This window comes from Bradyrhizobium sp. Ghvi (assembly GCF_900115265.1).
In the GTDB taxonomy this organism is placed as follows: Bacteria; Pseudomonadota; Alphaproteobacteria; order Rhizobiales; family Xanthobacteraceae; genus Bradyrhizobium.
The window spans coordinates 933,722-959,803 of the sequence record NZ_FOVU01000001.1 but is presented as its reverse complement, the minus strand read 5'-3'; the positions used below and the strand labels follow the sequence as shown (position 1 = coordinate 959,803).

Below are 26,082 nucleotides of genomic sequence, written 5' to 3'. Positions count from 1 at the left end.
CCCTCGCATGCTTCTTGCTCCGTCATTCCGGGTTTGCCCTACGGGCCCCCCGGTATGACGGTGACGATAAGCAATCACCGTCGGCGGATGAAGCCGACGATGTCCTTCGAGAGCTTCATGGTCTCGTCGGCGATGGCGCGGGCGCGGTCGGAACCGTCGTTCAAGATCGCGTCGATATGGCCGGGATCGACGACCAGACGCTTCATTTCGCCGGCGATCGGCGCGAGCTTGGTGACGCACAGCTCCGCCAGCGCGTTCTTGAAGCTGGAGAACGGGCCGCCGCCGAAATCGCGCAGCACGTCCGCCTTCGAGCGATCGGAGAGTGCGGCGAAGATGCCGACGAGATTGTCGGCTTCGGGTCGCGCTTCCAGGCCCTTCTCTTCCGTCGGCAGCGGCTCCGGGTCGGTCTTCGCCTTGCGGATCTTCTGCGCGATGGTGTCGGCGTCGTCGGTCAGATTGATGCGCGAATTGTCTGACGGATCCGATTTCGACATCTTCTTGGTGCCGTCGCGCAAGCTCATCACGCGCGTCGCCGGTCCGGTGATGAAGGGTTCCGGCAGCGGGAAGAACAAACCATCATCGAAGCCGTGGCTGCGGATCGAGTCGCCGAAATCGTTGTTGAACTTCTGGGCGATGTCGCGCGAGAGCTCCAGATGCTGCTTCTGGTCCTCGCCAACAGGAACGTGGGTGGCGCGGTAAAGCAGGATGTCGGCAGCCATCAGCACGGGATAGTCGTAGAGCCCGACCGAGACGTTCTCGCGGTCCTTGCCGGCCTTCTCCTTGAACTGGGTCATGCGGTTCAGCCAGCCCAGACGGGCGACGCAGTTGAAGATCCAGGTGAGCTCGGCGTGGCCCGAGACCTGGCTCTGGTTGAACACGATGTGCTTCTTCGGATCGATGCCGCTGGCGATGAACGCCGCGGTCACCTCGCGGGTGACGCGCGCGAGCTCGGTCGGCCCGCCCCAGACGTCGACGCCCTGCGTGATCGCGTGCATGTCGACGACGCAATAGATGCAGTTGTGGGTCTGCTGCATCTTCACGAAGTTGACGATCGCGCCGAGGTAATTGCCGAGGTGCAGATTGCCCGTCGGCTGGACGCCCGAAAAAACCCGTTCAACGAATGGCATGGCCAGTTTTCCTGAGATGTCGCCGGCCGTCGTTTCCAACAGCGGCGCTGCCCCGTCAAGGGCAATTCGTCAGGCGGACCGCTTCAGGGCGCTAACCGCATCGCGCCAGGAAGCCGCGCCGAGGACTTGCAGGAGCACGCCGTAGGTTGCGATCCCGGCGGCGATTTGCAGGCCCAGCGCAATGAAGCGGATCAGGCCATGGGCCTCTACCGGCACCAGTCCCGTCGTAAGCCAGAGCAGGACGCCCATGGCGGCTGCGGCGAGAACGATCCGCGGCAGCCGATTGCGGGCCGCCGCATCGATCGAGAAGCCGAATTCGCTGGTGCCTTTCCGAAGCAGCGAGACGGCACTGCTCCAGGCGCCGGCCGCGATGCTCGCAGCGATCCCGCTCGCGCCGAAGACGCGATTGAGCAGCACGGCGAGCAAGATTGTGACCACAAATCCTTTGGCCATTGCGAGCAGCGGCGTCATCGTGTCGCTGCGGGCATAGAAGGCTGGCGACAGCGCCTTGATCAGCACATGGGCCGGCAGGCCCAGCGCCAGCCATATCAGCGCATACGCGGTCGCCGCGCTGTCCTCAGCGCCGAAGGCGCCATGCTCGAACAACAGCCGCACGATCGGTTCGGCCAGCACGGCGAGGCCGAGCGTCGCGGGCAGGGCGAGCCCGGTCGCGAGTTCCAGCGCACGCGATTCCGCATGTGCGACAGCATCGCGATCGCCGCTCCCGACTGCCCGCGTCAGCTCCGGCACCAGCACCGTGCCCATCGCGACGCCGACAATGCCGAGCGGCAGCTCGATCAGGCGGTTGGCAAAATAGAGCCAGGACACGGCGGATGGCGTTGCGGAGGCGATGATCGCGCCCGCGACCATCAGCCATTGGGGGCCAGAGCTTGCGATCATGCCGGGGATCGCCTTGGCGAAGAAGCCGCGCATCTCCTTGTCGAAGCTCGCGCGCAGTGGTGTCGCAAGGCGCGCACTTCGCTGCGAGGACAGCATCACCAGTTGCAGCAGGCCGGCGATGCCGACGGTCGCAGCGAGTGTCCATGCGGCGAGCGCCGCATCGGCGTGCCACAGCAGCAGCGCGGCGATGGCCGCAATCAGCGCGATATTGAACAGCAGCGGCGAGAATGCGGTGAGCGCAAATTTCCCTTGCGCGTTCAGCAATCCCATCAGCACCGTGACCGGACCGGCAAAGGCGAGATAAGGCAGCATCAGCCGCGCGTTCTGCACCGCGAGATCGAGCGTGCGACTTCCGATGAAACCCGGCGCGATGATCACAATGATCAGCGGCATCGCGACCGCGATGCCAATCGAGATCACGATCAGTGTCGCGCTGACCGTGCCGAGCACGCGCCCCGCAAAAGCAGACGCGGCCTCCGCGCCATCACGGTCACGAACCCGCAGCCAGGCTGGAATCAGAGCCGCATTGAGCGCCCCTTCGCTGAGCAGCCGCCGCACCACGTTGACGAGCTGGAACGCGGCCAGAAATGCATCCGCCACGGCACCGGTGCCGAGCAGCGCGGCGATCAGGGAATCGCGGGCAAAGCCCAGGAGGCGCGAGGCCAGTGTTCCCGTCGAGACGGTCAGGAAGGAGCGGATCATGTCCTTTGATCATACCGTTGCTTGCCCGCGTAGGGCCGGTCGTGATAGGCCGCGGGCCAGATTTCAAGCCGACAGGAAGCGGATTTCCGCAGGGACCGCAATCCGCCAAGCAGGATCAAGGTGAATGGCTGACGTGAAATATGACGTTCTCGGCATCGGCAACGCGCTGTTCGACGTGCTGGTCCGGACCGATGAAGCCTTTTTGGTCAAGCATGGCATGGCCAAGGGCAGCATGTCCCTGATCGATGAGGCGCGGGCCGCCGCCATCTACGCCGACATGGGCCCGGCGACGGAAGTCTCGGGTGGCTCGGCCGCCAATACCATCGTCGGCATCGGCAGCTTCGGCGCGCGTGCGGCCTATGTCGGCAAGGTCAAGGACGACCAGATCGGCAAGCTGTATGTCCACGACATCCGCGCCGCTGGCGTCGCCTTCAGCACGCCGGCCGCAAAGGATGGCCCCGCCACCGGATGCTCCTACATTTTGGTGACGGGCGATGGCGAGCGCACCATGAACACCTATCTCGGCGCGGCGCAGGACCTGTCGCCGGCCGATATCGATCCGGCCGAGGTCGCGGCTGCAAAAATCGTCTATCTCGAAGGCTATCTCTGGGATCCGCCGGGTGCCAAGGAAGCCTTCCTCAAGGCTTCCAAGATCGCGCATGAGGCGGGCAGAAAGGTGGCGCTGACGCTGTCGGACTCCTTCTGCGTCGGTCGCTACCGCGACGAATTCTTGGGGTTGATGCGTAACGGCACCGCCGATATCGTCTTCGCCAACGAGTCCGAGCTGCACTCCCTCTACGAGACCTCCGACTTCGACACCGCGCTCAAGCAGCTGCGGAGCGACGTCAAGCTCGGCGTGGTGACCCGCAGCGAGAAGGGCTGCGTGGTGGTGACGCCGACCGATGCCGTCGCGGCTCCCGCTTCGCCGATCACGCAGCTGGTCGACACCACCGGTGCCGGCGATCTGTTCGCCGCTGGCTTCCTGTACGGTCTCTCGCGCGACCTCTCGCACAAGCAGTGCGGCGAGCTCGGTGCGCTTGCTGCCGCCGAAGTCATCCAGCATATCGGCGCGCGTCCGCTTGTGTCGTTGAAGGAGCTGGCCCAGCAGCGCGGGCTGACGGTTTAGGGCGAAGTCGCGCCTCATACTCCGCTGTCATCGCCCGCGCAGGCGGGCGATCCGGTATTCCAGAGACGTTAGTGGGAAACGGAGAAGCTGCGGCGTACCGGATTCCCCGCTTTCGCGGGGAATGACAGTCGTCGTGTCGGGAGTAGTCGGCCTCACGCCGTCTTCGCCGCCTTCAACCCAAGCCGCTGTTCGACCGCGTCCCGCATCACGAATTTCTGGATCTTTCCGGTCACGGTCATCGGGAATTCATCGACGAATTCCACATAGCGCGGGATCTTGTTGTGGGCGATCTGGCCGTCGCAGAAGGCGCGAATCTCCTCGGCGGTCAGCGTCTCGCCCGGTCTGACGCGGATCCAGGCGCAGAGCTCCTCGCCATAGCGGGTGTCGGCCACGCCAAAGATCTGCACGTCCTGGACCTTGGGGTGCCGGTACAGAAACTCCTCGATCTCGCGCGGATAGAGATTCTCGCCGCCGCGGATCACCATGTCCTTGATGCGGCCGACGATGTTGCAATAGCCCTCGTCGTCGATGGTGGCGAGGTCGCCGGTATGCATCCAACCATTGGAGTCGAGCACGTCGGCGGTCTTCTCCTTCTCTTCCCAATAGCCGAGCATCACGCTGTAGCCGCGGGTGCAGAGCTCGCCGCGTTCGCCGCGCTTGACGATCCGCCCCTCGAGATCGACGACCTTCACCTCGACATGCGGATGGATTCGCCCGACGGTGGAGACGCGCCGCTCCAGCGGATCGTCGGTCGCGCTCTGGAAGCTGACCGGGCTGGTCTCGGTCATGCCATAGGCGATGGTGACCTCGCGCATGTTCATCTCGGAGACGACGCGCCTCATCACCTCGATCGGGCAGGGCGCGCCGGCCATGATGCCTGTGCGCAGTGATGTCAGGTTGAACGTCTTGAACTCGGGGTGATCGAGCTCGGCGATGAACATGGTCGGCACGCCGTAAAGCGTCGTGCATTTTTCCTGCTCGATCGCGCGCAGCGTCGCGAGCGGATCGAAGCCCTCGCCGGGATAGACCATGGTTGCGCCGAGCGTGACGGAGGCGAGATTGCCCATCACCATGCCGAAGCAATGGTAGAGCGGCACCGGAATGCAGATGCGATCCGCTTCCGTCAGGCGCATGGCGCGTCCGGTGAAATAGCCGTTGTTGAGGATATTGTGGTGCGTCAGCGTCACGCCTTTTGGTGATCCCGTGGTGCCGCTGGTGAACTGGATGTTGACGGCGTCGTCGAATTGGAGCGCAGCGCCAAGCGCGGCAAGCTGCTCGCGATGTTCGGCTTTGCCCATGTGCGCGACCTTCTCGAACGGAATCGTGCCTGATGCGGCCGGACCGCCAATCTGGATCACCGTCCGCAGGGCCGGTAGCCGCGCGGCCCGCAACTGTCCGGGCGTGGCGCTCGCCAGCTCCGGCAGCAGCGTGTTGAGCATTTCCATGTATTGGCTGGTCTTGAACGCCGTCGCGGTGACGATCGCTGCGCAGCCGACCTTCTTCAGCGCGAACTCCAGCTCGCTGAGCCGATAGGCGGGGTTGATCGTCACCAGGATCAGGCCGGCCTTGGCAGCGGCGAACTGGGTCAGGGTCCATTCCGGCCGGTTCAGCGACCAGATGCCGATCCGCTCGCCACGCTGCAGTCCCAGCGCGAGAAAGCCTGCCGCCAGCGCATCAACGCGCTCGGCGAATTCCGTCCAGGTCCATCGCACGCCGTGGCTGGGCGAAACCAGCGCCTCGCGATCACCCCAACGCCGCACCGCGTGGTCGAGACTGCGGCCGATGGTGTCGCCGAGCAGCGGAGTGTCCGAGATGCCGCAAACGTAGCTGTCGGCTTTGCCTGCAAGATCGTTCGCCAAGTTGGTCTCCTCAAACCTTTATTGCCTCGTGCCCGTGAGCCGATGGCTCTTGGGCACGAGGTTATCCCTTGCCGGGGAGGCGCGCGATGGCGCGCGCCTCATACTAAGGGTTAGGCCGCCTTCTTGCCGCTGCCCGCATCAAGACCGGCATAGACGCCACGCTCGAAGCCCGCGAAGGCCTGGAGACACTTGGCGTCGACGAACGGCAACACCTGCATCAGGATGACGCCGGAAACATCGCGCGCCGGGTCGATCCAGAAATAGGTGTTGGCAAGGCCCGCCCAGGCGAGGCTGCCGGCACTGCGGCCCTCCGGCGTCTTGGCCGTATTGATCAGGAAGGACAGTCCCCACTTCTTCACGATGTCGGGGAAGAGATCGACGTCGTTGGTGTACATGGGCGCAACTGTCGTCATCTTGCCGATCGTAAGATCGCCGATGTGGTTCTGGCCCATCAGCGCGACCGTCTCCGGTTTCAGGACCTGGTTGCCGTTGCCACGGCCCTTGTTGAGGATCATCTGGGTGAACTTGATGTAGTCGCCGGCCGTGCTGTAAAGGCCGCCGCCGCCCATGTGGAATTCCGGGTTCTGTTCGATCTCGAACGGGATCGGCGCCAGCGATCCGTCCTCGCCGCGCGCATGCGTGGCGACCAGCCGCTTGCGCATGTCGTCGGTGATCTTGAAGGCGGTGTCGCTCATGCCGAGCGGCGTGAACAGATTGTCGCGCAGATAGGCATCGAGACGCTTGCCGCTTACTGCTTCCACCGCCTTGCCGACGAAGTCGATGTTGATGCCATATTCCCAGCGCGTGCCGGGGTCGGACATGATCGGCGTCTTCAGCGCGACGTTCTGGCAGGAGAAGATGTTCGGGGTTCCGGTCTTCTCCAGATATTGCGCGCAATCGCCGTTCCACACGTTGTAGGCAAAACCGGCAGTGTGGGTCATGAGGTGGCGCAGTGTGATCGTGCCCTTCGCCGGCCGCAGCTTTGGCTCGCCCTTGGCATCGAAGCCTTCGAGCACTTGCGGATTGGCGAGATCGGGCAGCACCGAACCGATCGGCGCGTCGAGCGAGAGCTTGCCCTGCTCGACCAGCTGCATCGCGCCGGCTGCTGTCACTGCCTTCGTCATCGAGGCGATCCAGAATACGCTGTCCAGCGTCATCGCATCGGGCTTGGACAGATCGCGCTTGCCGAACGCGCCCTGATACAGCACATCGTTACCGCTGGCGGCGATCGCCACCACGCCGGGGATGTCCTTGGCATCGCTTGCCTTGCGCAGAATCTCGTCGATCTCGGCTTTGCTTTGCATCTACGTTTCCTCCGGTTTGATTATTGTTGGAAGTGATCGGATTGTCCTCCCGGAGGTCGCGTGCGGCAAGCATCTCAACCTCAGCGCCGGTCGCGATGTCGTGACTTGACGGTTCCGGCCCCGCGCGGGACGACTGATCTGCAACACACCTTCACAATCTGCGGTGGATGGCCGCAACTGACCGTAACCTGGGATGGCCGCGGCGATATGTTTCGGGGCGTTTGAAGCACTTGAAACATTTTCTGCGTTGCGCCGTTCAGCTTGCGGCCGGACTTGAGGGCTGACGTTAGGATTTGATGCAAATTTGGCGGCCCCAGCGGCCGCGGGGGGCCTGAGATGATTTCGACCTGGAGCGAATGGAAGCGCTATCCCCGTCCCGGACGGGGCGACAATCTGGAAGCGCCGATCTCGCCCGGCATTTACGAAGTCCGGATCGCCGGATCAGGCGCGCTCTATTCGTTCGGCGCAGTCGATAATCTCGCGCAGTCGCTGGCGCTGCTGCCGGTTGGCTCGAAGAGCTGGTTCGGCCGCCGCAACCCGTCGGACGTGCCCGATCTCGAATACCGCACCTGCGCAACCTCCTCGAAGGCCGACGCCAAGGCGGCCGCCGAACGCATGATCGGCCGGCGCGAGACTTACATGAGCGGCGCGGCTTAAGTCGCCGCTGCCAGCGTATCTCCCATCAGCTGTGCGTTGTCGGGCGGTGCATTGCGCCCCGTCCGTCCCTATATTCCGGCCGATCTTGATCGCCTCCGAGGGAGTAACGCCATGACGCCAACCGCCGCCGCACGCGCCCAACATGCCACCACCCTGCGTGACCGGTTGAAGGACACGTCGCTGCTGAAGGAGGCCTGCTACATCGATGGCGCCTGGGTCGGCACACCTGTTTTCGCCGTGAACAATCCCGCGACCGGTGTCGAGCTCGCAAAGGTGCCGCAGTTGGGGGCGGACGACACCACCAAGGCGGTCGAAGCCGCCCAGCGCGCGTTCCCGGTCTGGGCCAAGCACACCGCCAAGCAGCGCTCCAACATCCTGCGCAAATGGTTCGAGCTGATCATCGCAAACCGCGAGGACCTTGCCCTGATCCTCACCTCCGAGCAGGGCAAGCCGTTGTCGGAAGCGCTTGGGGAGGTCGACATCGGCGCCGCCTATATCGAGTTCTTCGCCGAGGAAGCCCGCCGCGTCTATGGCGAGACCATCCCGACGCAGCGGCCCGATGCGCGGCTGCTCGCGATCAAGCAGCCGATCGGTGTCTGCGGCGCAATCACGCCGTGGAACTTTCCCAACTCCATGATCACACGAAAAGTGTCGCCGGCGCTCGCCGCAGGCTGCACCGTGGTGCTGAAGCCCGCCAACGAGACGCCGCTCTCGGCGCTGGCGCTGGCCGTGCTCGCCGAGAAGGCCGGCATCCCCAAGGGGGTGCTCAACATCATCACCGGTGATGCGCCACCGATCGGCAAGGTGCTGTGCGAGCATCCGGCCGTGCGCTTCGTCGGCTTCACCGGCTCGACCGCGGTCGGCAAGATCCTCTATCAGCAGGCCTCCGTCGGCGTGAAGCGCCTCGGCCTCGAGCTCGGCGGCAACGCGCCGTTCGTGGTGTTCGACGACGCCGATATCGATGCCGCGGTCGAAGGTGCAATCGTCTCGAAATATCGCAACATGGGCCAGACCTGCGTCTGCGCCAACCGCCTCTACGCCCAAGACAAGATCTACGACGAGTTCGTCAAGAAGCTGTCGGCGAAGGTCGCAGCGATGAAGATCGGCGACGGCACCGAGAGCGGCGTCACGCAAGGGCCGCTGATCAACATGAAGGCGATCGACAAGGTCGAGCGTCACATCGCCGATGCCGTCAAGCGGGGCGCCAAGGTCGTGACCGGCGGCAAGCGCAGCGAGCTCGGACGTTCGTTCTTCGAGCCGACCGTGCTCGCCGACGTCAAGCCGGATTCGCTGGTCTCGCAGGAGGAAACCTTCGGCCCGCTCGCCCCGGTGATCCGCTTCAAGGACGAGGCCGACGTCATCGCCATGTGCAACGCCTCGCCTTTCGGCCTCGCGTCCTACTTCTATTCCCGCGACATCGGCCGCGTCTGGCGCGTCGCCGAAGCGCTGGAATCAGGCATGGTCGGCGTCAACACCGGCCTGATCACCACGGAAGTCGCGCCCTTCGGCGGCGTCAAGGAAAGCGGCTTGGGGCGCGAAGGCTCGCGTCATGGCATGGAAGAATATGTCGAGATCAAATACGTGATGATGGCGGGGGTTTAGCCGCCGGCGTCGCTTGAGGCAGGTCAAAAGGACTCGGGCAAGACACCGCGAGCTGGTGCAGGCATCGGGGGCCTTTGTCGTCGTCCAGACCGCGTTCAACTGGTTCACGGACAACTACGCCAAGCAGAATGGACGGCCTCCGCCAACCGGGTTGCCGAACTCCTGCTCGCCCTGGATGGGGATCAGGCGATCCGGTCCTAGCCTGTCCGATCTGTTTCGCTAGCGCCTGAGCACCGCGATCGTTCGGTTCGCAAATGTCAGCCGCTCGGCCATGACCGACACGAAAATAGGTCAGCAGCTTGTGCTCGAGGCCGTGACGAAGATCACCGCAACGAGATTGCCGGACAATTCAGGCAGCGTGGACCAGGGGTAATGGGCGAGCGCCTGCACCGACCATGGCCATTCCAGCCCGATCTGCTGCGGCGGGTGAAAGGTCCATCCCAGTGCCTGTGCGTCCGCGGGGGAAATGCCGGCAAGCCAGAACGCGACATGCGCGGCGATCGTCCCCGCGATCAGGATCAGCGGCAGTCCGATCGGCGTGCGCGAGCGGTGCCAGGTGAGATAGAGCACGGCGGCCATCGCGCAGGCGGCACTGAGCTCGAAGACCGTCGTCGTGTCGGCAAAGCGTCCCAGTGTTGCCAGCTGAAGTGGCTGGCCGGTGATGACCCTGATGGCGCCCAGCAGGATCAGGCAGCCGGTCGCGCCCAGGAAGCCGCCGACCACTGGATAGGGTACGTGCGGCCAATTCGCGTCACGCCGAACGTGCAAAGCATAAGGCCGGTGGCGATGCTGACGAGGCCAAAGGTGATGATCACGGGCGCCAGAAGCGGTGCGGTGGGATCCGCTTCCGTAATCCGCTCGACCAGCGACGAGGCGACGATCCCGGTCATGGCGGCCGTCGAGGCCTCGGGCGCGGCGATCGCAAAGCGCAGCGAGCTTCCAAGCCCTAAGACGAGGGCCAAAATGGCCGACGCCATGAAGGTGACTCCGACGCCGGTGCTGAGATAGGGCGCGAGCGGACCGGCGAAAATCAGGACTGCATAGGACAGGCCGAGAGTAACGGTCAGGATGCTGGCGGCAGCACCGCCCAGCACATCATTCAGCGCCCGCGTGATCGCCGGATTCAACCGGAGCAACGGATTGGATTGGATCGTTGAATCTGCCACTCCCGGACGCCCGCCCCGTGCTCGATGGTCGCGTGATGAGGACGGGCGAGCCTAGCGCAACCGAGTGCTCCGGTCCCTCAACGGCCATTGATGAAGGAAAGGCGGTGACGGAGAGCTTCGAGGAGTGCACCAGCCTCTCCACGTCATTATGAGCGCAGGGAAGCAATCCAGACTGTTTCCGCGGAGGGATTCTCGATTGCTTCGCCGCGCTCGCAATGACGGAGCTTGCGGCAGCGGACGGGCTAAATCTTCAGCTCCGTTCCGGTGACGCGCCGATACGCTTCGAGGTACCGCTTGCTGGTCGCATCGACCACGCTCGCGGGTAGCGGCGGTGGCGGGGCGTCGCCGTTCCAGCGGCCGGCGCGGCGCTCGCCGTCGAGATAATCGCGTAGGGGCTGCTTGTCGAAGCTGGCCTGCGACTGGCCGGGCTTGTAGGCGTCGACCGCCCAGAAGCGCGACGAGTCCGGCGTCATGACTTCGTCGATCAGGATGATTCGGTCGTTCTTGTCGCGGCCGAACTCGAACTTGGTGTCGGCGATGATGATGCCCTGCTCGCGCGCGAGCTCTTCGCCGAGCGTGTAGATCGCGCGCGTCATGCTCTCGAGCGTATAGGCGACCTCGTCGCCGACGACCTCGCGCATTTTCGCGATGGTGATGTTCTCGTCATGGCCGCTCTCGGCCTTGGTCGCGGGGCTGAAGATCGCCGGATCGAGCTTCTCGCTTTCGACGAGACCGGTCTTCAGTTTCTCGCCCGCCAGCGTGCCGCTCTGCGCATATTCCTTCCAGGCCGAGCCCGAGAGATAGCCGCGGATCACGCATTCGATCGGAAATACCGTGGTGCGCTTGCAGAGCATGGCGCGGCCCAGGATCTCGGCGCGATGCGGCTTCAAGGCCGGTAGCGCCGCGACGATCTCGTCGGTATCGGCGCTGATCATGTGATGCGGCACGATGCCTTCGAGCTTGCCAAACCAGTACGCGCTTACTTGCGTGAGGACCGCGCCCTTCATTGGAATGGTCTCGGCCATCACGACGTCGAAGGCGCTGATGCGGTCAGTGGTGACGAGCAGCAGACGGTCGTCGTCGACGGCGTAGATGTCGCGCACCTTGCCGCGCCCGATCTTGGTCAGGGGCAGGTCGCTGGAGAGCATGGTGGTCATCGCAAAGCTTTCGTAGACTTGGCTGTCGGGGCGTCCGTGCAGCACATCCGGCCGCACCGGGCAGTGCGGCCGGACACCGGATTAGCCTATTCCGGCAGCGGAATGAACTCATGTTCCTGCGGAACTGCGGCGAAGCGGCCGGTTTTCCAGTCCTGCTTGGCCTGCTCGATCCGCTCCTTGCTTGAGGACACGAAATTCCACCAGATGTGCCGTGGCCCCTCCAGCGCTTCGCCACCCAGAAACATCATCCGCGTGGCCTTGAGCGCCTTCACGGTGATGCGGTCGCCGGGTCGGAAGATCAGCAGCCGCGGCCCTTCATAGCGCTCCTTCGCGATCTCGACCTCGCCATCGACGATGTAGATCGCGCGCTCCTCGTGGTCGGGGTCGAGCGGCACGGTCGCTCCGGCAGCGGCCGTGACCTCGGTGTAGAACCAGGGCGAGACCATCTCCACCGGCGAGGAGATGCCGAATGATGAGCCCGCAATCACCCGCGCGGTAAAATCACGCTCGGAAATCATCGGCAGATCGCCCGCCGCATAATGCTGGAACGAGGGATCGATCTCCTCGGAGCCTTCAGGCAGCGCGATCCAGCTCTGCAGGCCCAGCATCTTCTGGCCCGAGGCGCGCTGCGCATCCGGCGTGCGTTCGGAATGGGCGATGCCGCGCCCCGCCGTCATCAAATTCATCGCGCCGGGCGCGATCTCCTGCACATTGCCCTCGCTATCGCGATGCATGATGGATCCGTCGAACAGATAGGTGACGGTGGCAAGCCCGATATGCGGATGCGGGCGCACGTCCATGCCCTTGCCGGAGACGAACTGCACCGGGCCGAAATGATCGAAGAAGATGAACGGCCCGACCATTTGCCGCTTGCCATGCGGCAGCGCGCGCCGCACCGCGAATCCGTCGCCGAGGTCGCGGGTGCGCGGCACGATGACGAGATCGAGCGCATCGCAGGACATGGGATCGCCGAGCACGGGATCGTTGGAGGGTTGCCAGCTCATGGTGGACTCCTGTTTCTTGCTGGTATGATCGTAGCAGAATGACATTGGGAACGGGAGGAGACAGATGATTCCGCCGCTCAAGCCTGGGGCAAGGCTGCTTGAGGTCTCGGGACCCAGAATCGAGACGGAACGACTTATCCTGCGTCCATGGCGCGCCAGCGACATCGCGGTCAATTCCGCAATGTTGAGCGATCCCGGCACCGCGCGTTTCATCGCGGCCGACGGCAAGCCAGTGACCACCGAGATTGCCGGCTGGCGCAACGCGGCGGTGATATCGGGACATTGGGCGCTCCATGGCTTCGGCATGTTCGTGGTCGAGGAGAAGTCGAGCGGCCGATACGTCGGCCGAGTTGGCCCGTGGTGTCCGCCAGGCTGGCCTGGCTTTGAGGTCGGATGGGGCATCGCGAAGGAGTTTCGCGGCAAGGGCTATGCCGTGGAAGCAGCCCGCGCGTCGATCGACTGGACGTTCGACAGTTTTGAGGTCGATGAAATCATGCATTGTATCGAAAGCGTGAATGCGCCATCGCAGGCCGTGGCGCGCAAGCTCGGTGCGCGGAAGGATCGCGAGATCGATCTGTTTGGCAAGCCTGCCGACGCCTGGCTGACGTCACGGGCATCTTGGCGGCGAAATTGAATCGACGCCTAATCTGACCTAAGTTCGCGGCACGGACGATCGGACCAACCCATGCTGCTGACTGATCTCGACCTCGCCTTTCGCGCCGCCAGCGTCGCGCTGCTGCTGGTGCTGGCAGCGTCGTTGCTCGCCGACTTCCGCAATGTGCTCGCTGCTCGCCTCGGCGCGGCCTTCGCGCTGGGCTCGGCCGCGCATGCGGTGAGCTATTCGGTGGATGTCACGGCGCGGGTCCCGCTCTGGCATGCACCGCTGATCGCAATATCGACCGGCACCATGGTGGTATTCTGGCTGTTCACACGCGCGCTGTTCGATGACGAGTTTCGGCTCCGCTGGTGGCACGGAGGCGTTTGGGCGCTGGTGACGGCCTTCAGCTTCGCAGGCTGCGTCTGGATTGCACCCAGCGGCCATGTGCGGTTCTCGGTAACGATGGTCAATCTGGTCGTGCTCGGCTTCATCGCGCTTGCGATCGGGCAGACGATCACCTCCTGGCCGGTTGACCTCGTCGAGCGCCGCCGCAGCGCGCGCGTCTTCATCGTCTGCGCAACGGCCCTCTATGGCGGCCTGAACGCGGTGCTCCAGATCGCGGTCGCCGGCCACCACGTCGGCGATATCGCCGAGACCATCAATGCCGGCGTGCTCGCCTGCACCGTCGCGGCGATCGTCTATGCCATGATGCGTGTTGACGGAGCGGATCTGTTTCCGGCCGCGGCGGAGCCGGCACCGCCTGAAGTTTTCAGTCAGCGCCCGGCGGATGACCCCGCCGATCAAAAGCTCATCAACGCCCTGATGCGGCTGATGGCGGACGAGCGGATCTATCGTCGGGAGAACATCACCATCGGCGTGCTGGCGGGCCGGCTGAAAATTCCGGAATACCGGCTGCGCCGGTTGATCAACCAGCGGCTCGGCTACCGCAACTTCAATGTGTTCCTGAATAACCACCGGATCGAGGAAGCCAAGGCCGCCCTCGCCGATCCCGCGCAGGCCGAGGTTCCCGTCATCACCATCGCAATGGACGCCGGCTTCCAGTCGCTGGGGCCGTTCAACCGCGCCTTCAAGGCGGTGACCGGGGTGACGCCGACGGAATATCGCCGGCTCAAGGTCGATGCCGCTTAGATTTTAGGCCTTTGAAATCACATAGGAATTTCGAAATCGGCAAGCCTCGATCAGTTTCGACGAGGTCGTTTTCTAAATCCGGCGAGCGCCCATCGCCCGCATCCGGCCTGCTCTCCCGCATTCGCCCCGCAGCCGGAGAAAGCCCGTGACCCCTCGCCGTAAGATCATCCTCGCTACCACCGCCATCGCCTGTGTCGGCCTCGCGCTCGGCGCCGCGCGGGCCCGTGACGTGCCCAAGGTCGCCACCGGCTTCATCGCCCACACAATCTGCTCGGAGACGTTCGTCTCCGGCCTCGATCCCATGCGCGACCTGGCTGAGACCACGGACGCGATGCCGGGCACCAGCCTGCTGACCTGGGCGATGAATTTGCAGATCGATCGCGCCCGCAAGGACGTCACGGTGACCCTGTTCGGCATCGGCCGCAGCCACGCCGTCTATCGCGAGGGACTCGGCTGCACGCTCGAGCACGGCCAGGGGATCGCAGATGTTCCGTTGCCGACCGGCGACAATCAGGCCGCGCTGCTCCCCGAGATCGCCGGTCCGGGGATTGTGCCGCCGCAAAGCGAGGCACTGTCAGCCGCGCTCGACCGCGCCTTTGCCGAGCCGGCGCAGCTGCCCTATCGCTACACCCGCGCGATCGTCGTCATGAGGGCCGGCCGCATCATCGCTGAGCGCTATGCCGACGGCATCGGGCCGGAGACGCAACTGCTCGGCTTCTCCATGACGAAATCGGTGATCTCGGCACTATCTGGCATTCTCGTGCGCCAGGGCAAGTTGAAGCTGAACGGGCCCGCGCCGGTTGCGGCTTGGCAAGATCCCGACGATCCGCGTCACGCCATCACCGTGGATCAATTGCTGCGCCACACCGCCGGCATTGCGCTCGGAAGCTCGTTGCAGGCCTCGCTCGGCTCCGTGCTGGAGCCGGTCAACACCATGAAATATGCCGAGGACGATATGGCGAACTACGCCGAGCGCGTGCCGCTTGCGACTGCACCGGGCACGGCATGGAACTACCACGATGGCAACACCATCATCCTCTCGCATCTCATCCGCGATGCCTCCGGCGGCAAGCCGGCCGATGCGCTCCGCTTCGCACGCCGCGAATTGTTTGGCCCGCTCGGCATGACCAACGTCACGCTCCAGCTCGATGCTTCAGGCACCATCGAAGGCGCCGGCGAGATGATGGCCTCTGCGCGCGACTGGGCCCGCTTCGGCCAACTCTATCTCAACGACGGCGTCGTCGGCGGCAAGCGCATTCTGCCCGAGGGCTGGGTGAACTATTCGGCCTCCGCCACGCCCAACGCATGGGTCGGCATCGGCGCCGGCTTCTGGACCAACCAGGGCGACAGCTTTGGCGCGAAGTTTCGCGTGGAGCATGGCTGGCCGCGCGATGCGTTCTTCGCCAAGGGCACGATCGGGCAATACACGATCGTCATTCCATCCGATCAGCTGGTGATCGTGCGCCTCGGCCGCTCGCCGAACTGGCCGCCGGAAGCTGACGGCGTGTTCGATCTCGTGCGCGATGTCGTGGCCGCAACGCGCGAGAAGGGAAAACTGGCAGGAGCGAATTAGGCGGCTACTGTCGCCCGAGCTCCGTCGCCTTGGCCACGCGATCGAAACGCTCCAGCGTCATGATCGCATCGGCGAATTTGTCGGCCCGTGCGTTCAGCACGGGCCGCGCCAGCGTCAGGAATTTCTGCTGCATCGCCTGCGTGTCCGGGAACGAATTCGGCTCGCCGGAAGGGTCGGCGTAGAGCCGCTCATGCACGCCGTCGTCGGTGGTGATGCTGACGCGCGCACCAAAGGGATGCGTTCGGCCGATCTCGAGCCGGTCGTCCTGCACCACGTCGAACTTGTCGGCGAGTGCGTCGATTGCGGCGTCGCCCAACCTGACGTAATCGTCCCAGCCGAACGAGCCCTGGTCGAGCGCGAGCGCGCCGGTGAAGAACATCGAGAACTGGCCGCCGACGATCGAGGTCGGATGCCGCTTGGTGGCGGCATCGCCGGTCAGCGTGATGCCGTTGCGATGCAAGCCGATCTCGACGCGCTTGACCTGGTCTGGCGTCAGATTGTGCTCGCGCCGCATCGCGATCAGCGCGTCGATTGCGGCGTGCGTGTAGCGGCAGCTCGGATAGGGTTTGACGCCGATCTTCATGGTCTCATAGGTCTCGCCGAGCTCGGCCACCGCTTTGTCCGGATGCGGATCGTCGGTGTAGCCGGAGAGCAGGCCGTGCTTGCCTTCGATCGATTCCGTGGCGCCGACGAACTCGTTGCGCGCCAGCGTCGCTGATATCACGCCGTTCATCGCGGCGGCGCCGACCTGGTAGCGCTTGTTCCAGGCACCGTTCATCAGGAATTGCAGCGAGCCCGCCGCCTGGCTGCCGGCGACGCCGAAGGCGGCGACGATCTGCGGCTCGGAGAGACCGAACAATTTCGCTGCTGCTGCGGCCGAACCGTAAGTGCCGGCGGTCGCGGTCGGATGAAAGCCGCGCGCATAATGCGAGGTCGGGTCGAGCGCATTGCCGAGCCGGCAGCAGACCTCATAGCCCGCAACGATCGCGGTCAGCACGTCGCGCCCGGAGGCGCCAACCATTTCGCCGACGGCAAAGGCGGCTGGAACCACCGGCGCGCTTGGATGCAGCGAGGAGTCCGCATGCGTGTCGTCGAAATCGAGGGAATGACCGAGCGCGCCGTTGAGCAGGGCGGCGACTGCCGGCGTCCAGGTCCTGGTATCGCCGAACACGGTGGACTCACCCTTGGTGTCGAGCGACAGCGCTTCCAGCATCTTCAGTAGCGAGGGGGTGGATTCGGCTTCGCGCCGCGCCCGGATGGCGCTGCCGAGGAAATCCAGCGTCAGCACCTTGGCGCGCTCCAGCACCTCCGCCGGAATATCGGCGAATTTCAGCTTGGCGACATAGGCGGCGAGCGTTGCGGTTTCGTGGGCCATCGTGTTTCCTCGTTTTGGCGGCAAGTTAGGCGGGCTGATTTTGCCTTTCAAGCCGCCGAAGGGGTGCGGGCATCAGCTATGCTTTTGCCTTGGCTTCGAGAGGATCGGGACATCGGACGATGGCAGGTGCGAAAGAGCTGTTCGACCGGGTCAGGCCGCGGCGGACGCAATTGGGGCTGGCGATCCGGGTCACGGTGGCGGCGACAGCCGCCTATGCGCTCGCGACCGCGCTGCATCTGTTGCTGCCGCTCTGGGCGGTCCTGACGTCGCTGATCGTGACCCAGATGAGCGTCGGCCGCTCGCTGAAGGCGACGCGCGACTACATGCTCGGCACGATCGGCGGCGCCATCTATGGCGGCGCGATTGCGATCACGCTCCCCTATTCCACCGAAGCGGGCCTGTTGGGGCTGCTGGTGCTGGCGGTCGCGCCGCTTTCTCTCGTCGCCGCGGTCTATCCGAACCTGAGCACCGCCACCGTGACCGCCGTGATCGTGCTGCTGGTCCCGACCATGCATCATGCCGATCCGCTGGCCTCCGCGATTGATCGCGTCAGCGAGGTCTCGGTCGGCGCCATCACCGGGCTCCTGGTCTCCTTCCTGGTGCTGCCCTCGCGCGCGGTGCGGCAGATCCGCGCCAGCGCCGCGAAGCTGCTCGAGCTGATCGCGGAGGCCTTCACCGAATTGCTCGCGGGCCTCACCCGCGGCCGCGACAACGACGCGCTGCACCGGATCCAGGACGGCATCGGCACCGCCATGGTGGGCATGAATGCGATCGGCGCCGAGGCCGAGCGCGAGCGTTCGGCGCGGCTGTCGAGCGGTCCCGACACCGGCCCCTTGCTGCGCACGATCCTGCGGCTGCGCCACGACGTCGTGATGATCGGCCGCGCCACCGTGGTGCCGCTGCCGGTCGAGGTGCAGGTCAGGCTCGCCGCGCCGCTGGCGGAGGTCGGCGCTGCGATCGCACGCTTTCTGAAGTCGGCGGCCGAAGCCTTGCGCGCGGGCGCCGGCGCGCCGCCGATCCATCCCGTCCATCTCGCGCTTCAGCATTACGCCGAAGCGGTCGCGGCCGTGCGCCAGGAGGGCCTGATCCGTGGCCACGCAAGCGACACTGCGGAGCGCTTCTTCGCGCTCGGTTTCTCGCTGGAGCAGATGCACCAGAATCTCTGCGATCTCGACCGCGTCGTTGGCGAATGGTCGGAGGCCGCGCGCGACAAGTCCGCGCGCATGGCAGAGTAGGTAAGTCAAGCGGGACTTAGACCGAGAGGAAAGGAGAGAGCATGTTGGGCAGCGCAAAGGTTGCGACGCGGCTTCCGGCCAAAGACCTCGACCGCGCGCGGACATTTTACGCCGAAAAACTTGGACTCGAGCCGGTGGAAGAGCGTGCCGGCGGACTCCGCTACGTCTGCGCTGGAGGTGAGTTCGCGATATTCCTCTCTGCCGGAATGCAATCCGGCACGCATACGCAAATGGGTTGGGAAGTCGAAGATATCGAGGCAACCGTGAGCGAGCTTCGCGCGCGCGGCGTCGAATTCGAGGAGTACGATCTGCCCAGTTTGAAGACGGTCGATGGCATAGCGGAGATTTCTGGGAATTATCCCAGCAAGGGAATCGGAGAGCGTGGCGCGTGGTTTCGCGATAGCGAAGGTAACTTGCTGGGCATCGGGCAGCCGCTGCGAGCTCAAGAAGCGGCTGTGTAGAGTGAGCAGCTCAAGGACTGCTGAGGGGGCGAGCAGACAGCGTCATCGCACCGGCTCCTCTATCCTTCCCATCATGCCGCGGGCCACGAGCTTGTGGAACGGCGTGATCAGCGTGAGGTAGGTCCGGCCGAGGAAATTGTTCGTTTTCACCAGGGTGGTCAGGGTGACCTGGCGGCTCGCCGCATCCCCGGCTACGTCGACGACGATGCGAAAATCGAGATGAGAATCGTCGAAGCCGGCGATCAGCCGCTCCGGGGTCTCGCTCAGCACCGGAAACAGGCCTATCAGGCCGCCGGGCGCCGGCGCGCCTTCGCCCGATGTCTTGAGCCCGAACGGCGTCACGAGAACGTTGCGCAAGCGCGTCAGCGCCTCGACCCAGCGCGGCCCGTTCAAGACCATTCTTGTGCAGGCCTCGCGGGCGTTCACCGCCGCTGTGCCGATGTCGACGCGAAAGGCGTCGATGAACTGCGCGCCTGCCAGCACCGCGCCGGCATCGACGTCAGGGGTGATTTCGCGGACCGTTCCTGTCATTCCAGCAGTTTGCGCGTCAACATGCGGAAGCGCAAGATCAACAGGCCGGCATAGACGAACGATCCGATCGATAGTCCGATCCAGACGCCGACCGCACTGAAGCCGGCGTGGAAGGCGAGCATCCAGGCGATCGGGAAGCCGACGCACCAGTAGCCGATCGCTGCGAACACCAGCGTCATTCTGGTGTCATTGATGCCGCGGAGCGCCCCGCCCATGATGGTCTGCAGCGCATCGGCGATGAAGAAGGTCGCGCCGACCAGCAGGAGTGTCGCGGTCAGCTCGACCGTCGGCTCGCCGGCCTCGCTGTTACCGAAGAACAGCCGTCCCAGCTCGTAGCGGCCGAGGATGATGGCAACCGTCAGGGCTGCGACGAACGCAATCCCGAGCACCGCCGCGACGAGGCCCGCGCGCCGCACGCCGGCCGGATCGTTGCGGCCGAAGGCGTGACCGACGCGCACGGTCGCAGCCATGCCGATGCCGAGTGGGACCATGAACAGAACTGCTGTGACCTGGAGCGCGATCTGGTGCGCGGCCAGCGCGGTGGTCGAGATCAAGCCCATCAAGAGTGCGGCCGAGGAGAATAGGCCGTATTCCAGCAGGAGCGAGAACGAGATCGGAGCGCCGATCACGATCAGCTGGCGCGTCAAAGGCCAGTCAATCCGCCACAGATGCGCCAGCGGATGATAGTCCGAGAACGGCTTGCGCCACGCCGCAATGGCGAGTGCGGCGATGAAGGTGCCGAGATTGACCAGCGTGGTCGCAAGCCCCGCGCCGAACAGCCCGAGCTCCGGCAGGCCGAAAAGGCCATGGATCAGGCAATAGACCAGCGCGAAATTCGCAGGGATCGCCGCGAGCGTGATCCACAGCGGCGCCTGCGGCCGGTTCACCGCGCTCATCATGCTGCGCAGGGCGATGAAGCCGAGCGCCGGCGCGATGCCCCAGGCGAGACCATTCAGATAACGCTGCGCGAGGCCGGCGGAATGCGGCGCCTGTCCTAGCGCGATCAGGATGTGCTCGCCATAAAGCGGCGAGGCCATCATCGGCAGCGAAATGAGGAATGCGACCCACAGGCCGACGCGCAAGGAGCGGCGGATGCGCCTGACGTCGCCGGCGCCGAACGCCTGCGCGGCCAGCGGGGACACCGCAGCCATCAGGCCGAGCCCGAAGGTGAAGCTGACGAAATAGACGGTGTGCGCAAGTGCCGCAGCTGCCACCGCATCCTCGCCGAGCCGGCCGATCAGCGCGAGATCGCTCGTGATCATCGCGATCTGCCCGAGCTGCGTCAGCATCATCGGCACGGCCAGCCGCAGCGTCTCGACGAATTCCTGCGCGAGATGGTTTTGCTGCACGCCGGTTTGCGGCTGCGGATGTGGTTGGACGGTGTCGAGCATGGCGGCGTCAATAGCAGAACCGCACGTCGAAAACATGGCCCTCGTGTCCCGGACGCGCCGAAGCGCGAAGCGGTGCGGCGCAGAGCCGGACCCAGAAACCACAGGCTCCGATGTCGCAGTATGGGCCCCGGCTCAGAAGCGCATCACTGACGTGCTGCGCTGCGTCCCGGGGCACGGGAGCATTGATAGGAGGAGAGTGCGACCCTCAGCCCTTCCGCTCCGGCACGCGGCGGATCTTCGCACCCAGCGCGTTCAGCCGTTCGTCGATGCGCTCATAGCCGCGCTCGATCTGGTCGGCGTTGTTGATGGTGGAGGTGCCCTCGGCGCAGACGGCGGCGAGCAGCATCGCCATGCCGGCGCGGATGTCGGGCGAGATCATCGAGGCGCCGCGCAGACGGCTGGGCCCGGCGATGATGGCGCGATGCGGGTCGCACAGCACGATGCGCGCGCCCATCGCGATCAGCTTGTCGACGAAGAACATCCGCGATTCGAACATCTTCTCGAACATCAGGATCACGCCTTCGCATTGCGTGGCGGTGACGATCGCGATCGACATCAGGTCGGCCGGAAACGCCGGCCACGGTTGGTCCTCCAACTTCGGCACGTGGCCGCCGAAATCGTCCTGGATCTTCAGCGTCTGGTTGGACGGCACGATGAGATCGTCGCCCTCGACCCGGCAGACGATGCCAAGCCGCTCGAAGCCCATGCGGATCGAGCGCAGATGCTCGACGCCTGCACGTACGATGCGAAGCGGCGAGCGCGTCACGGCAGCAAGGCCGACCAGCGAGCCGACCTCGATATGGTCGGGCTGGATCCGATAGGTCGCTTCCCCCAGCGCCGCCGGGCCATGCACGATCATGGTGTTGGTGCCGACGCCCTCGATTCTGGCGCCGAGCGCAACCAGGAAATGCGCGAGGTCCTGCACATGCGGCTCGGACGCCGCGTTGCGCAAATAGGTGACGCCGTCGGCCGCGACCGCGGCGACCAGTGCGTTCTCGGTCGCGGTGACGCTCGGCTCATCCAGGAACACGTCGGCCCCGGTGAGCTTGGGGCAGCGGAATTCGAGTCGGTCGGTCGCGGTGACCTTGGCGCCGAGTTGCTCCAGGGCCAGCATGTGGGTGTCGAGCCGGCGCCGGCCGATGACGTCGCCGCCGGGCGGCGGCAGCATCACCTCGCCGCAGCGCGCGAGCAGGGGGCCTGCGAGCAGGATGGAAGCGCGGATCCGCACGCAAAGCTCGGGATCGAGATCGGCGGCGCGGATGCTCTTGGCGTGGATGTGAAGCGTATTGCGCGCCGTCCATTCCGCGGACGCGCCGACCGAGCGGATCAGCTCGACCAGCGTTTCGGTATCGCGGATCCGCGGCACGTTCTCCAGCGTCACCGGATGCTCGGTGAGCAGCGCCGCCGCGATGATCGGCAGCGCCGAGTTCTTGTTGCCGGCCGGTTCGATCGAACCCGAGAGCCGGTGACCGCCCTCGACGATGTATTGAATGGGCGCCACTTGGTACTCGCTGTTCTGTTGAGGTTGGGCGGGCTGCTTTGGGCGGAAACTATAGCGAATTGCGCGTGGGGGCAATTCAGGCTGGTTGGACGAACAAGGTGCGCTCCCTCTCCCGCTTGCCGGGGCGGGGCTGGGGTGGGGGTGCTTCCGCAATGGGATCGTCGAATTCTACGGAGAATATCCCCAAGAGGAGAAAGCCCTCACCCGACGCGCTCAAATATCGATCGTCGCGCTCAGCGAATGTTCCTGGATGAAGTCGCGGCGCGGCTCGACCACGTCGCCCATCAGCTTGGTGAAGATGTCGTCGGCCTCGTCGACCTCCTTGACCTTCACCTGCAGCAGCGAGCGCGCGTCGGTATCGAGCGTGGTCTCCCAGAGCTGCTCGGGGTTCATCTCGCCGAGACCTTTGTAACGTTGCAGCGTGATGCCCTTGCGGCCGGCTTCGGTGACGGCCTCGAACAACTCGACCGGGCCGTGAACCACGTGCTCGGTGTCCTTGCGCCGCAGCTTGCCGGCGCGCGCATAGACGTCCTGCAGCCTGGTCGTGTACTCGTCGAGCTTGCGCGCCTCGGCGGAGCCGAGCAGCGCGTCGTCGATCACAGCGGCTTCCTTGACGCCGCGCACCGTGCGCTCGAATAGAAAACCCTGGCCTTCGACGAACTGCCCGACCCAGCCGCGCTCGACCTCCTCGGCCTGGCTGTCCAGCCGGGTCGCGATGTACTGTGCCGCGGCCGTGGCGTTCTCGGGGTTGCCATAGACCGATTTGTTCAGGACGCCGGTGATCGCGGCCTGCTCGATCACCTTGCGGTTATAGCGGCTGTGGAGGTTGCGCAGAATGCTGCGGACGACGCGGGCGTCATCGACCAGCGCGCGCAGGTCGCGCCCGGTGCGGTCGCCGCCGGTTCCGGGAATGTAGACGCAGTCATCGAGGCCGGCGTCGATCAGATAATCTTCCAGCGCGCGCTCATCCTTCAGATACTGCTCGGACTTGCCGCGTGAGACCTTATAGAGCGGCGGCTGGGCGATATAGAGATAACCGCCATCGATGATGTCACGCATTTGCCGGTAGAAGAACGTCAGCAGCAGCGTACGGATATGGGCGCCGTCGACGTCGGCGTCCGTCATCACGATGATCTTGTGATAGCGCAGCTTCTCGACCGAGAACTCGTCGCTGATGCCGGTGCCGAGCGCGGTGATCAACGTGCCGATCTGCTCGCTCGACAGCATCTTGTCGGGGCGGACGCGCTCCACATTGAGGATCTTGCCGCGCAGCGGCAGCACCGCCTGGAATTCGCGATTGCGGCCCTGCTTGGCGCTGCCGCCTGCCGAGTCACCCTCGACGATGAAGAGCTCCGACTTGGCCGGATCCTTTTCCTGGCAGTCGGCAAGCTTGCCGGGCAGCGAGGAGACCGAGAGCGGGCTCTTGCGGGTGAGCTCGCGCGCCTTGCGCGCGGCTTCGCGGGCGGCGGCGGCCTGGATCACCTTGCCGACGATCATCTTGGCCTCGGACGGATGCTCCTCGAACCAGGCCTGGAGCGCCTCGTTGAGGACGTTCTCGACCACGGGGCGCACTTCCGAAGACACCAGCTTGTCCTTGGTCTGCGACGAAAACTTCGGGTCGGGCACCTTCACCGACAAGACGGCGGTGAGGCCTTCGCGGCAATCGTCGCCGGTCAGCGCGATCTTTTCCTTTTTCGCGTTGGTGTCGGCATAGCCGTTGACCTGGCGCGTCAGCGCGCCGCGGAAACCGGCGAGATGGGTGCCGCCGTCACGCTGCGGGATGTTGTTGGTGAAGCACAGCACGTTCTCGTGGTAGCTGTCGTTCCACCACAGCGCGGCCTCGACGCCGATGCCGTTGGCTTCCGAGCGCACCATGATCGGCGCCGGCACGATCGCCTTCTTGTTGCGATCGAGATATTTGACGAACTCCTCGACGCCGCCGGAATAGTGCATCTCCTCGCGCTTCTCGACCGCGTGGCGCATGTCGGAGAGGATGATGTTGACGCCGGAATTGAGGAAGGCGAGCTCGCGCAGGCGGTGCTCGAGGGTCGCAAAATCATACTCGACGTTTTTGAACGTCTCGGTCGAGGCCAGGAACGTCACCTCGGTGCCGCGCTTGCCCGGGGCATCGCCGACGACCTTGAGCGGCGCTACCGCATCGCCATGGGCAAACTCGATGTAGTGCTCCTTGTTGTCGCGCCAGATGCGCAAGCCGAGCTTGCTCGACAGCGCGTTGACGACGGAGACGCCGACGCCGTGCAGACCGCCTGAGACCTTGTAGGAGTTCTGGTCGAACTTTCCGCCGGCGTGGAGCTGGGTCATGATCACCTCGGCTGCCGAGATGCCTTCGCCCTTGTGGATGTCGACGGGAATGCCGCGGCCGTCGTCGCGCACGGTGACGGAATTGTCGGCGTTGAGCACGACGTCGACGCGCGTGGCGTGGCCTGCCAGCGCTTCGTCGATCGCGTTGTCGACGACCTCATAGACCATGTGGTGCAGGCCCGAGCCGTCATCGGTATCGCCGATATACATGCCGGGGCGCTTGCGGACGGCATCGAGGCCCTTGAGCACGCGGATCGATTCCGCGCCGTATTCGCTCGCGGAAGAGGACTCGTTTTCGGCAGCTTGCTGCCGAGCAGGTTCTGTCATGAGAGGCCTTCGAAATGTCGCCCGAATCAACCGCGCAAAAGGGGCTGATCTGGAGGCTATTTGTGCCACGAAAGAGGGTTTGCGCCTAGCGCAAAGTATCGCCTCGCAACCCCTTGAGCAGATGGGATTTTTGGGCCGATTTTCAAGGCGCCTGAAGGCCGATTCCGGGGCTCGTGAAAAGCCCGATTCGGGGCCCCATTCCGGCCCCTCAAAGGCGTGGATTTTGCGTGGGTGCGGAGGCCATTTTCGGCCGCATCGCGGCGCCTTGGGACTGCCGCGAATTCAGTAGACCTGAGACGGCTCCTTATCGCCGTGAAGATCCCAAGCCTCGTCGGCGGCCAAGGTAATGGTATCGGTGCGGACCAGATGGCCAGACACCAGCAATTGATACGAATACGTGCCGGGCGGCAGATCGAGGGTTTGGGGATGATTTTCGCCGCCTTCGATCTTGATGGTTTGATCGTTGATCACAAGCGAAGCCACATCGGGCACGAGATAGCCGAATATCAGCCGCGCTTGCCCTGATATGGGCAGGACATTGGCCTTGGCCGCGATCTCTGTATTTCGCTGCACCAGGTCGACTGTGGTCTCGCCCTCGGCACGGTCGAGCCTCAGCACACCCGGCCCCTTCGGGGAAGCGAAGGCAAGCAGCGCGCGATCGGCGGCGACCATCATGCCATCCGGCTTTTCCTGCCAACCGCGCTTTCCGAGTTCCGCGCGGTAGAAGGCGAGGACGTCGGTGAGCTCTGCGGGTACCTGGACCTTGAGCTCGGTCCGGAACGGGATTTCGATGCCGGACGCGTGCGTGGTACTGAAGCTCGAGTGGCTGGCGCGCGTCGGCACGGGCAGGTCGGCGTGGGGATCTGCTGCGGTCAGCGGCTCCTGCGAACAGCTTGAAAGCAGCAAGAGGCCGCACACCAGCAGCTGCCACCGTGCCGGGAGCTTCGTCCCGCGCCTTACCGTCGTCATGCCACTCTCCGGGATGTTGCGCGTCTTGATCTTCGCGCGATCCAGC

20 protein-coding genes and 1 pseudogene are annotated in these 26,082 nt (G+C 64.8%); 8 read left to right on the top strand and 13 right to left on the bottom strand.

The genetic code is table 11. The annotated features are described in order from the left end of the window. Positions 1-74: 74 nt before the first annotated feature. Both trpS and murJ read right to left on the bottom strand, forming a co-directional pair. Positions 75-1,127 carry a tryptophan--tRNA ligase gene (gene trpS / locus BM374_RS04470; RefSeq protein ID WP_092290236.1) on the bottom strand — a complete coding sequence of 351 codons (1,053 nt, stop codon included), beginning with the start codon at positions 1,125-1,127 and terminating at the stop codon, positions 75-77. 69 nt (positions 1,128-1,196) lie between these two features. Continuing rightward, complete coding sequence (gene murJ, locus BM374_RS04465; protein WP_092289312.1) at positions 1,197-2,729, bottom strand: murein biosynthesis integral membrane protein MurJ; 1,533 nt, start codon at positions 2,727-2,729, stop codon at positions 1,197-1,199. A gap of 124 nt (positions 2,730-2,853) precedes the next feature. Here murJ and BM374_RS04460 point away from each other — a divergent pair, with 124 nt between their 5' ends. Then, on the top strand, positions 2,854-3,855 hold the full coding sequence (locus tag BM374_RS04460; RefSeq protein WP_092289311.1) for an adenosine kinase: 1,002 nt from the start codon (positions 2,854-2,856) through the stop codon (positions 3,853-3,855). Positions 3,856-4,007: 152 nt separating this feature from the next. On the opposite strand, the gene BM374_RS04455 is transcribed toward BM374_RS04460, so the two are convergent. Next, entirely contained in the window at positions 4,008-5,714 is a 1,707-nt protein-coding gene (locus tag BM374_RS04455; protein WP_092289310.1) for an AMP-binding protein, read from the bottom strand. 110 nt (positions 5,715-5,824) lie between these two features. Beyond that, entirely contained in the window at positions 5,825-7,018 is a 1,194-nt protein-coding gene (locus BM374_RS04450) for a serine hydrolase domain-containing protein (protein WP_092289309.1), read from the bottom strand. A 336-nt stretch (positions 7,019-7,354) separates the two neighbouring features. On the opposite strand from BM374_RS04450, the gene BM374_RS04445 reads away from it, so the two are divergent. Together BM374_RS04445 and BM374_RS04440 are read left to right on the top strand one after the other, a co-directional pair. Next, entirely contained in the window at positions 7,355-7,675 is a 321-nt protein-coding gene (locus BM374_RS04445) for a hypothetical protein (protein ID WP_092289308.1), read from the top strand. Between the two features lie 111 nt (positions 7,676-7,786). Further along, positions 7,787-9,277, top strand: coding sequence for an NAD-dependent succinate-semialdehyde dehydrogenase (locus BM374_RS04440; RefSeq protein WP_092289307.1), 1,491 nt, complete (start codon positions 7,787-7,789; stop codon positions 9,275-9,277). A 300-nt stretch (positions 9,278-9,577) separates the two neighbouring features. On the opposite strand, the pseudogene BM374_RS39295 reads toward BM374_RS04440, so the two are convergent. The 3 genes and pseudogenes from BM374_RS39295 to BM374_RS04420 form a co-directional block, all read right to left on the bottom strand. Further along, a pseudogene (locus tag BM374_RS39295) lies at positions 9,578-10,443 on the bottom strand (sulfate permease); the annotation flags it as partial. 242 nt (positions 10,444-10,685) lie between these two features. Continuing rightward, complete coding sequence (locus BM374_RS04425) at positions 10,686-11,600, bottom strand: phosphoribosylaminoimidazolesuccinocarboxamide synthase (protein WP_092290235.1); 915 nt, start codon at positions 11,598-11,600, stop codon at positions 10,686-10,688. 86 nt (positions 11,601-11,686) lie between these two features. Further along, positions 11,687-12,604 (bottom strand): pirin family protein, encoded by a 918-nt coding sequence (locus tag BM374_RS04420; RefSeq protein WP_092290234.1) that lies wholly within the window; start codon positions 12,602-12,604, stop codon positions 11,687-11,689. Positions 12,605-12,668: 64 nt separating this feature from the next. Between BM374_RS04420 and BM374_RS04415 the strand changes: the two genes are divergently transcribed. The 3 genes from BM374_RS04415 to BM374_RS04405 all read left to right on the top strand — a co-directional run bounded on the left by BM374_RS04415 (position 12,669) and on the right by BM374_RS04405 (position 15,924). After that, on the top strand, positions 12,669-13,238 hold the full coding sequence (locus BM374_RS04415; protein WP_092289304.1) for a GNAT family N-acetyltransferase: 570 nt from the start codon (positions 12,669-12,671) through the stop codon (positions 13,236-13,238). Positions 13,239-13,289: 51 nt separating this feature from the next. Continuing rightward, on the top strand, positions 13,290-14,351 hold the full coding sequence (locus BM374_RS04410) for an AraC family transcriptional regulator (protein ID WP_092289303.1): 1,062 nt from the start codon (positions 13,290-13,292) through the stop codon (positions 14,349-14,351). Positions 14,352-14,496: 145 nt separating this feature from the next. Continuing rightward, positions 14,497-15,924: a serine hydrolase domain-containing protein gene (locus tag BM374_RS04405; protein ID WP_092289302.1), complete on the top strand. Its 1,428-nt coding sequence runs from the start codon at positions 14,497-14,499 to the stop codon at positions 15,922-15,924. Between the two features lie 4 nt (positions 15,925-15,928). Here the strand turns inward: BM374_RS04405 and BM374_RS04400 are convergent, their stop codons facing one another. Continuing rightward, positions 15,929-17,299, bottom strand: coding sequence for an MmgE/PrpD family protein (locus BM374_RS04400; protein WP_092289301.1), 1,371 nt, complete (start codon positions 17,297-17,299; stop codon positions 15,929-15,931). A gap of 119 nt (positions 17,300-17,418) precedes the next feature. Here BM374_RS04400 and BM374_RS04395 point away from each other — a divergent pair, with 119 nt between their 5' ends. Beyond that, positions 17,419-18,534, top strand: coding sequence for an FUSC family protein (locus BM374_RS04395; protein WP_092289300.1), 1,116 nt, complete (start codon positions 17,419-17,421; stop codon positions 18,532-18,534). A gap of 41 nt (positions 18,535-18,575) precedes the next feature. After that, on the top strand, positions 18,576-18,995 hold the full coding sequence (locus BM374_RS04390) for a VOC family protein (protein WP_092289299.1): 420 nt from the start codon (positions 18,576-18,578) through the stop codon (positions 18,993-18,995). Between the two features lie 42 nt (positions 18,996-19,037). Here BM374_RS04390 and BM374_RS04385 read toward each other — a convergent pair whose 3' ends face one another. The 5 genes from BM374_RS04385 to BM374_RS04365 form a co-directional block, all read right to left on the bottom strand. Continuing rightward, entirely contained in the window at positions 19,038-19,526 is a 489-nt protein-coding gene (locus tag BM374_RS04385) for a DUF2867 domain-containing protein (RefSeq protein ID WP_092289298.1), read from the bottom strand. Next, on the bottom strand, positions 19,523-20,917 hold the full coding sequence (locus BM374_RS04380; RefSeq protein WP_092289297.1) for an MATE family efflux transporter: 1,395 nt from the start codon (positions 20,915-20,917) through the stop codon (positions 19,523-19,525). Before BM374_RS04380 ends, BM374_RS04385 begins: the two co-directional genes overlap by 4 nt. Before the next feature lie 205 nt (positions 20,918-21,122). After that, positions 21,123-22,418, bottom strand: a complete 1,296-nt coding sequence (gene murA, locus BM374_RS04375) for a UDP-N-acetylglucosamine 1-carboxyvinyltransferase (protein ID WP_092289296.1) — start codon at positions 22,416-22,418, stop codon at positions 21,123-21,125. Positions 22,419-22,631: 213 nt separating this feature from the next. After that, complete coding sequence (gene gyrB, locus BM374_RS04370) at positions 22,632-25,067, bottom strand: DNA topoisomerase (ATP-hydrolyzing) subunit B (protein WP_092289295.1); 2,436 nt, start codon at positions 25,065-25,067, stop codon at positions 22,632-22,634. Between the two features lie 282 nt (positions 25,068-25,349). Next, positions 25,350-26,036, bottom strand: a complete 687-nt coding sequence (locus tag BM374_RS04365) for a hypothetical protein (protein WP_092290233.1) — start codon at positions 26,034-26,036, stop codon at positions 25,350-25,352. Positions 26,037-26,082: the final 46 nt, after the last annotated feature.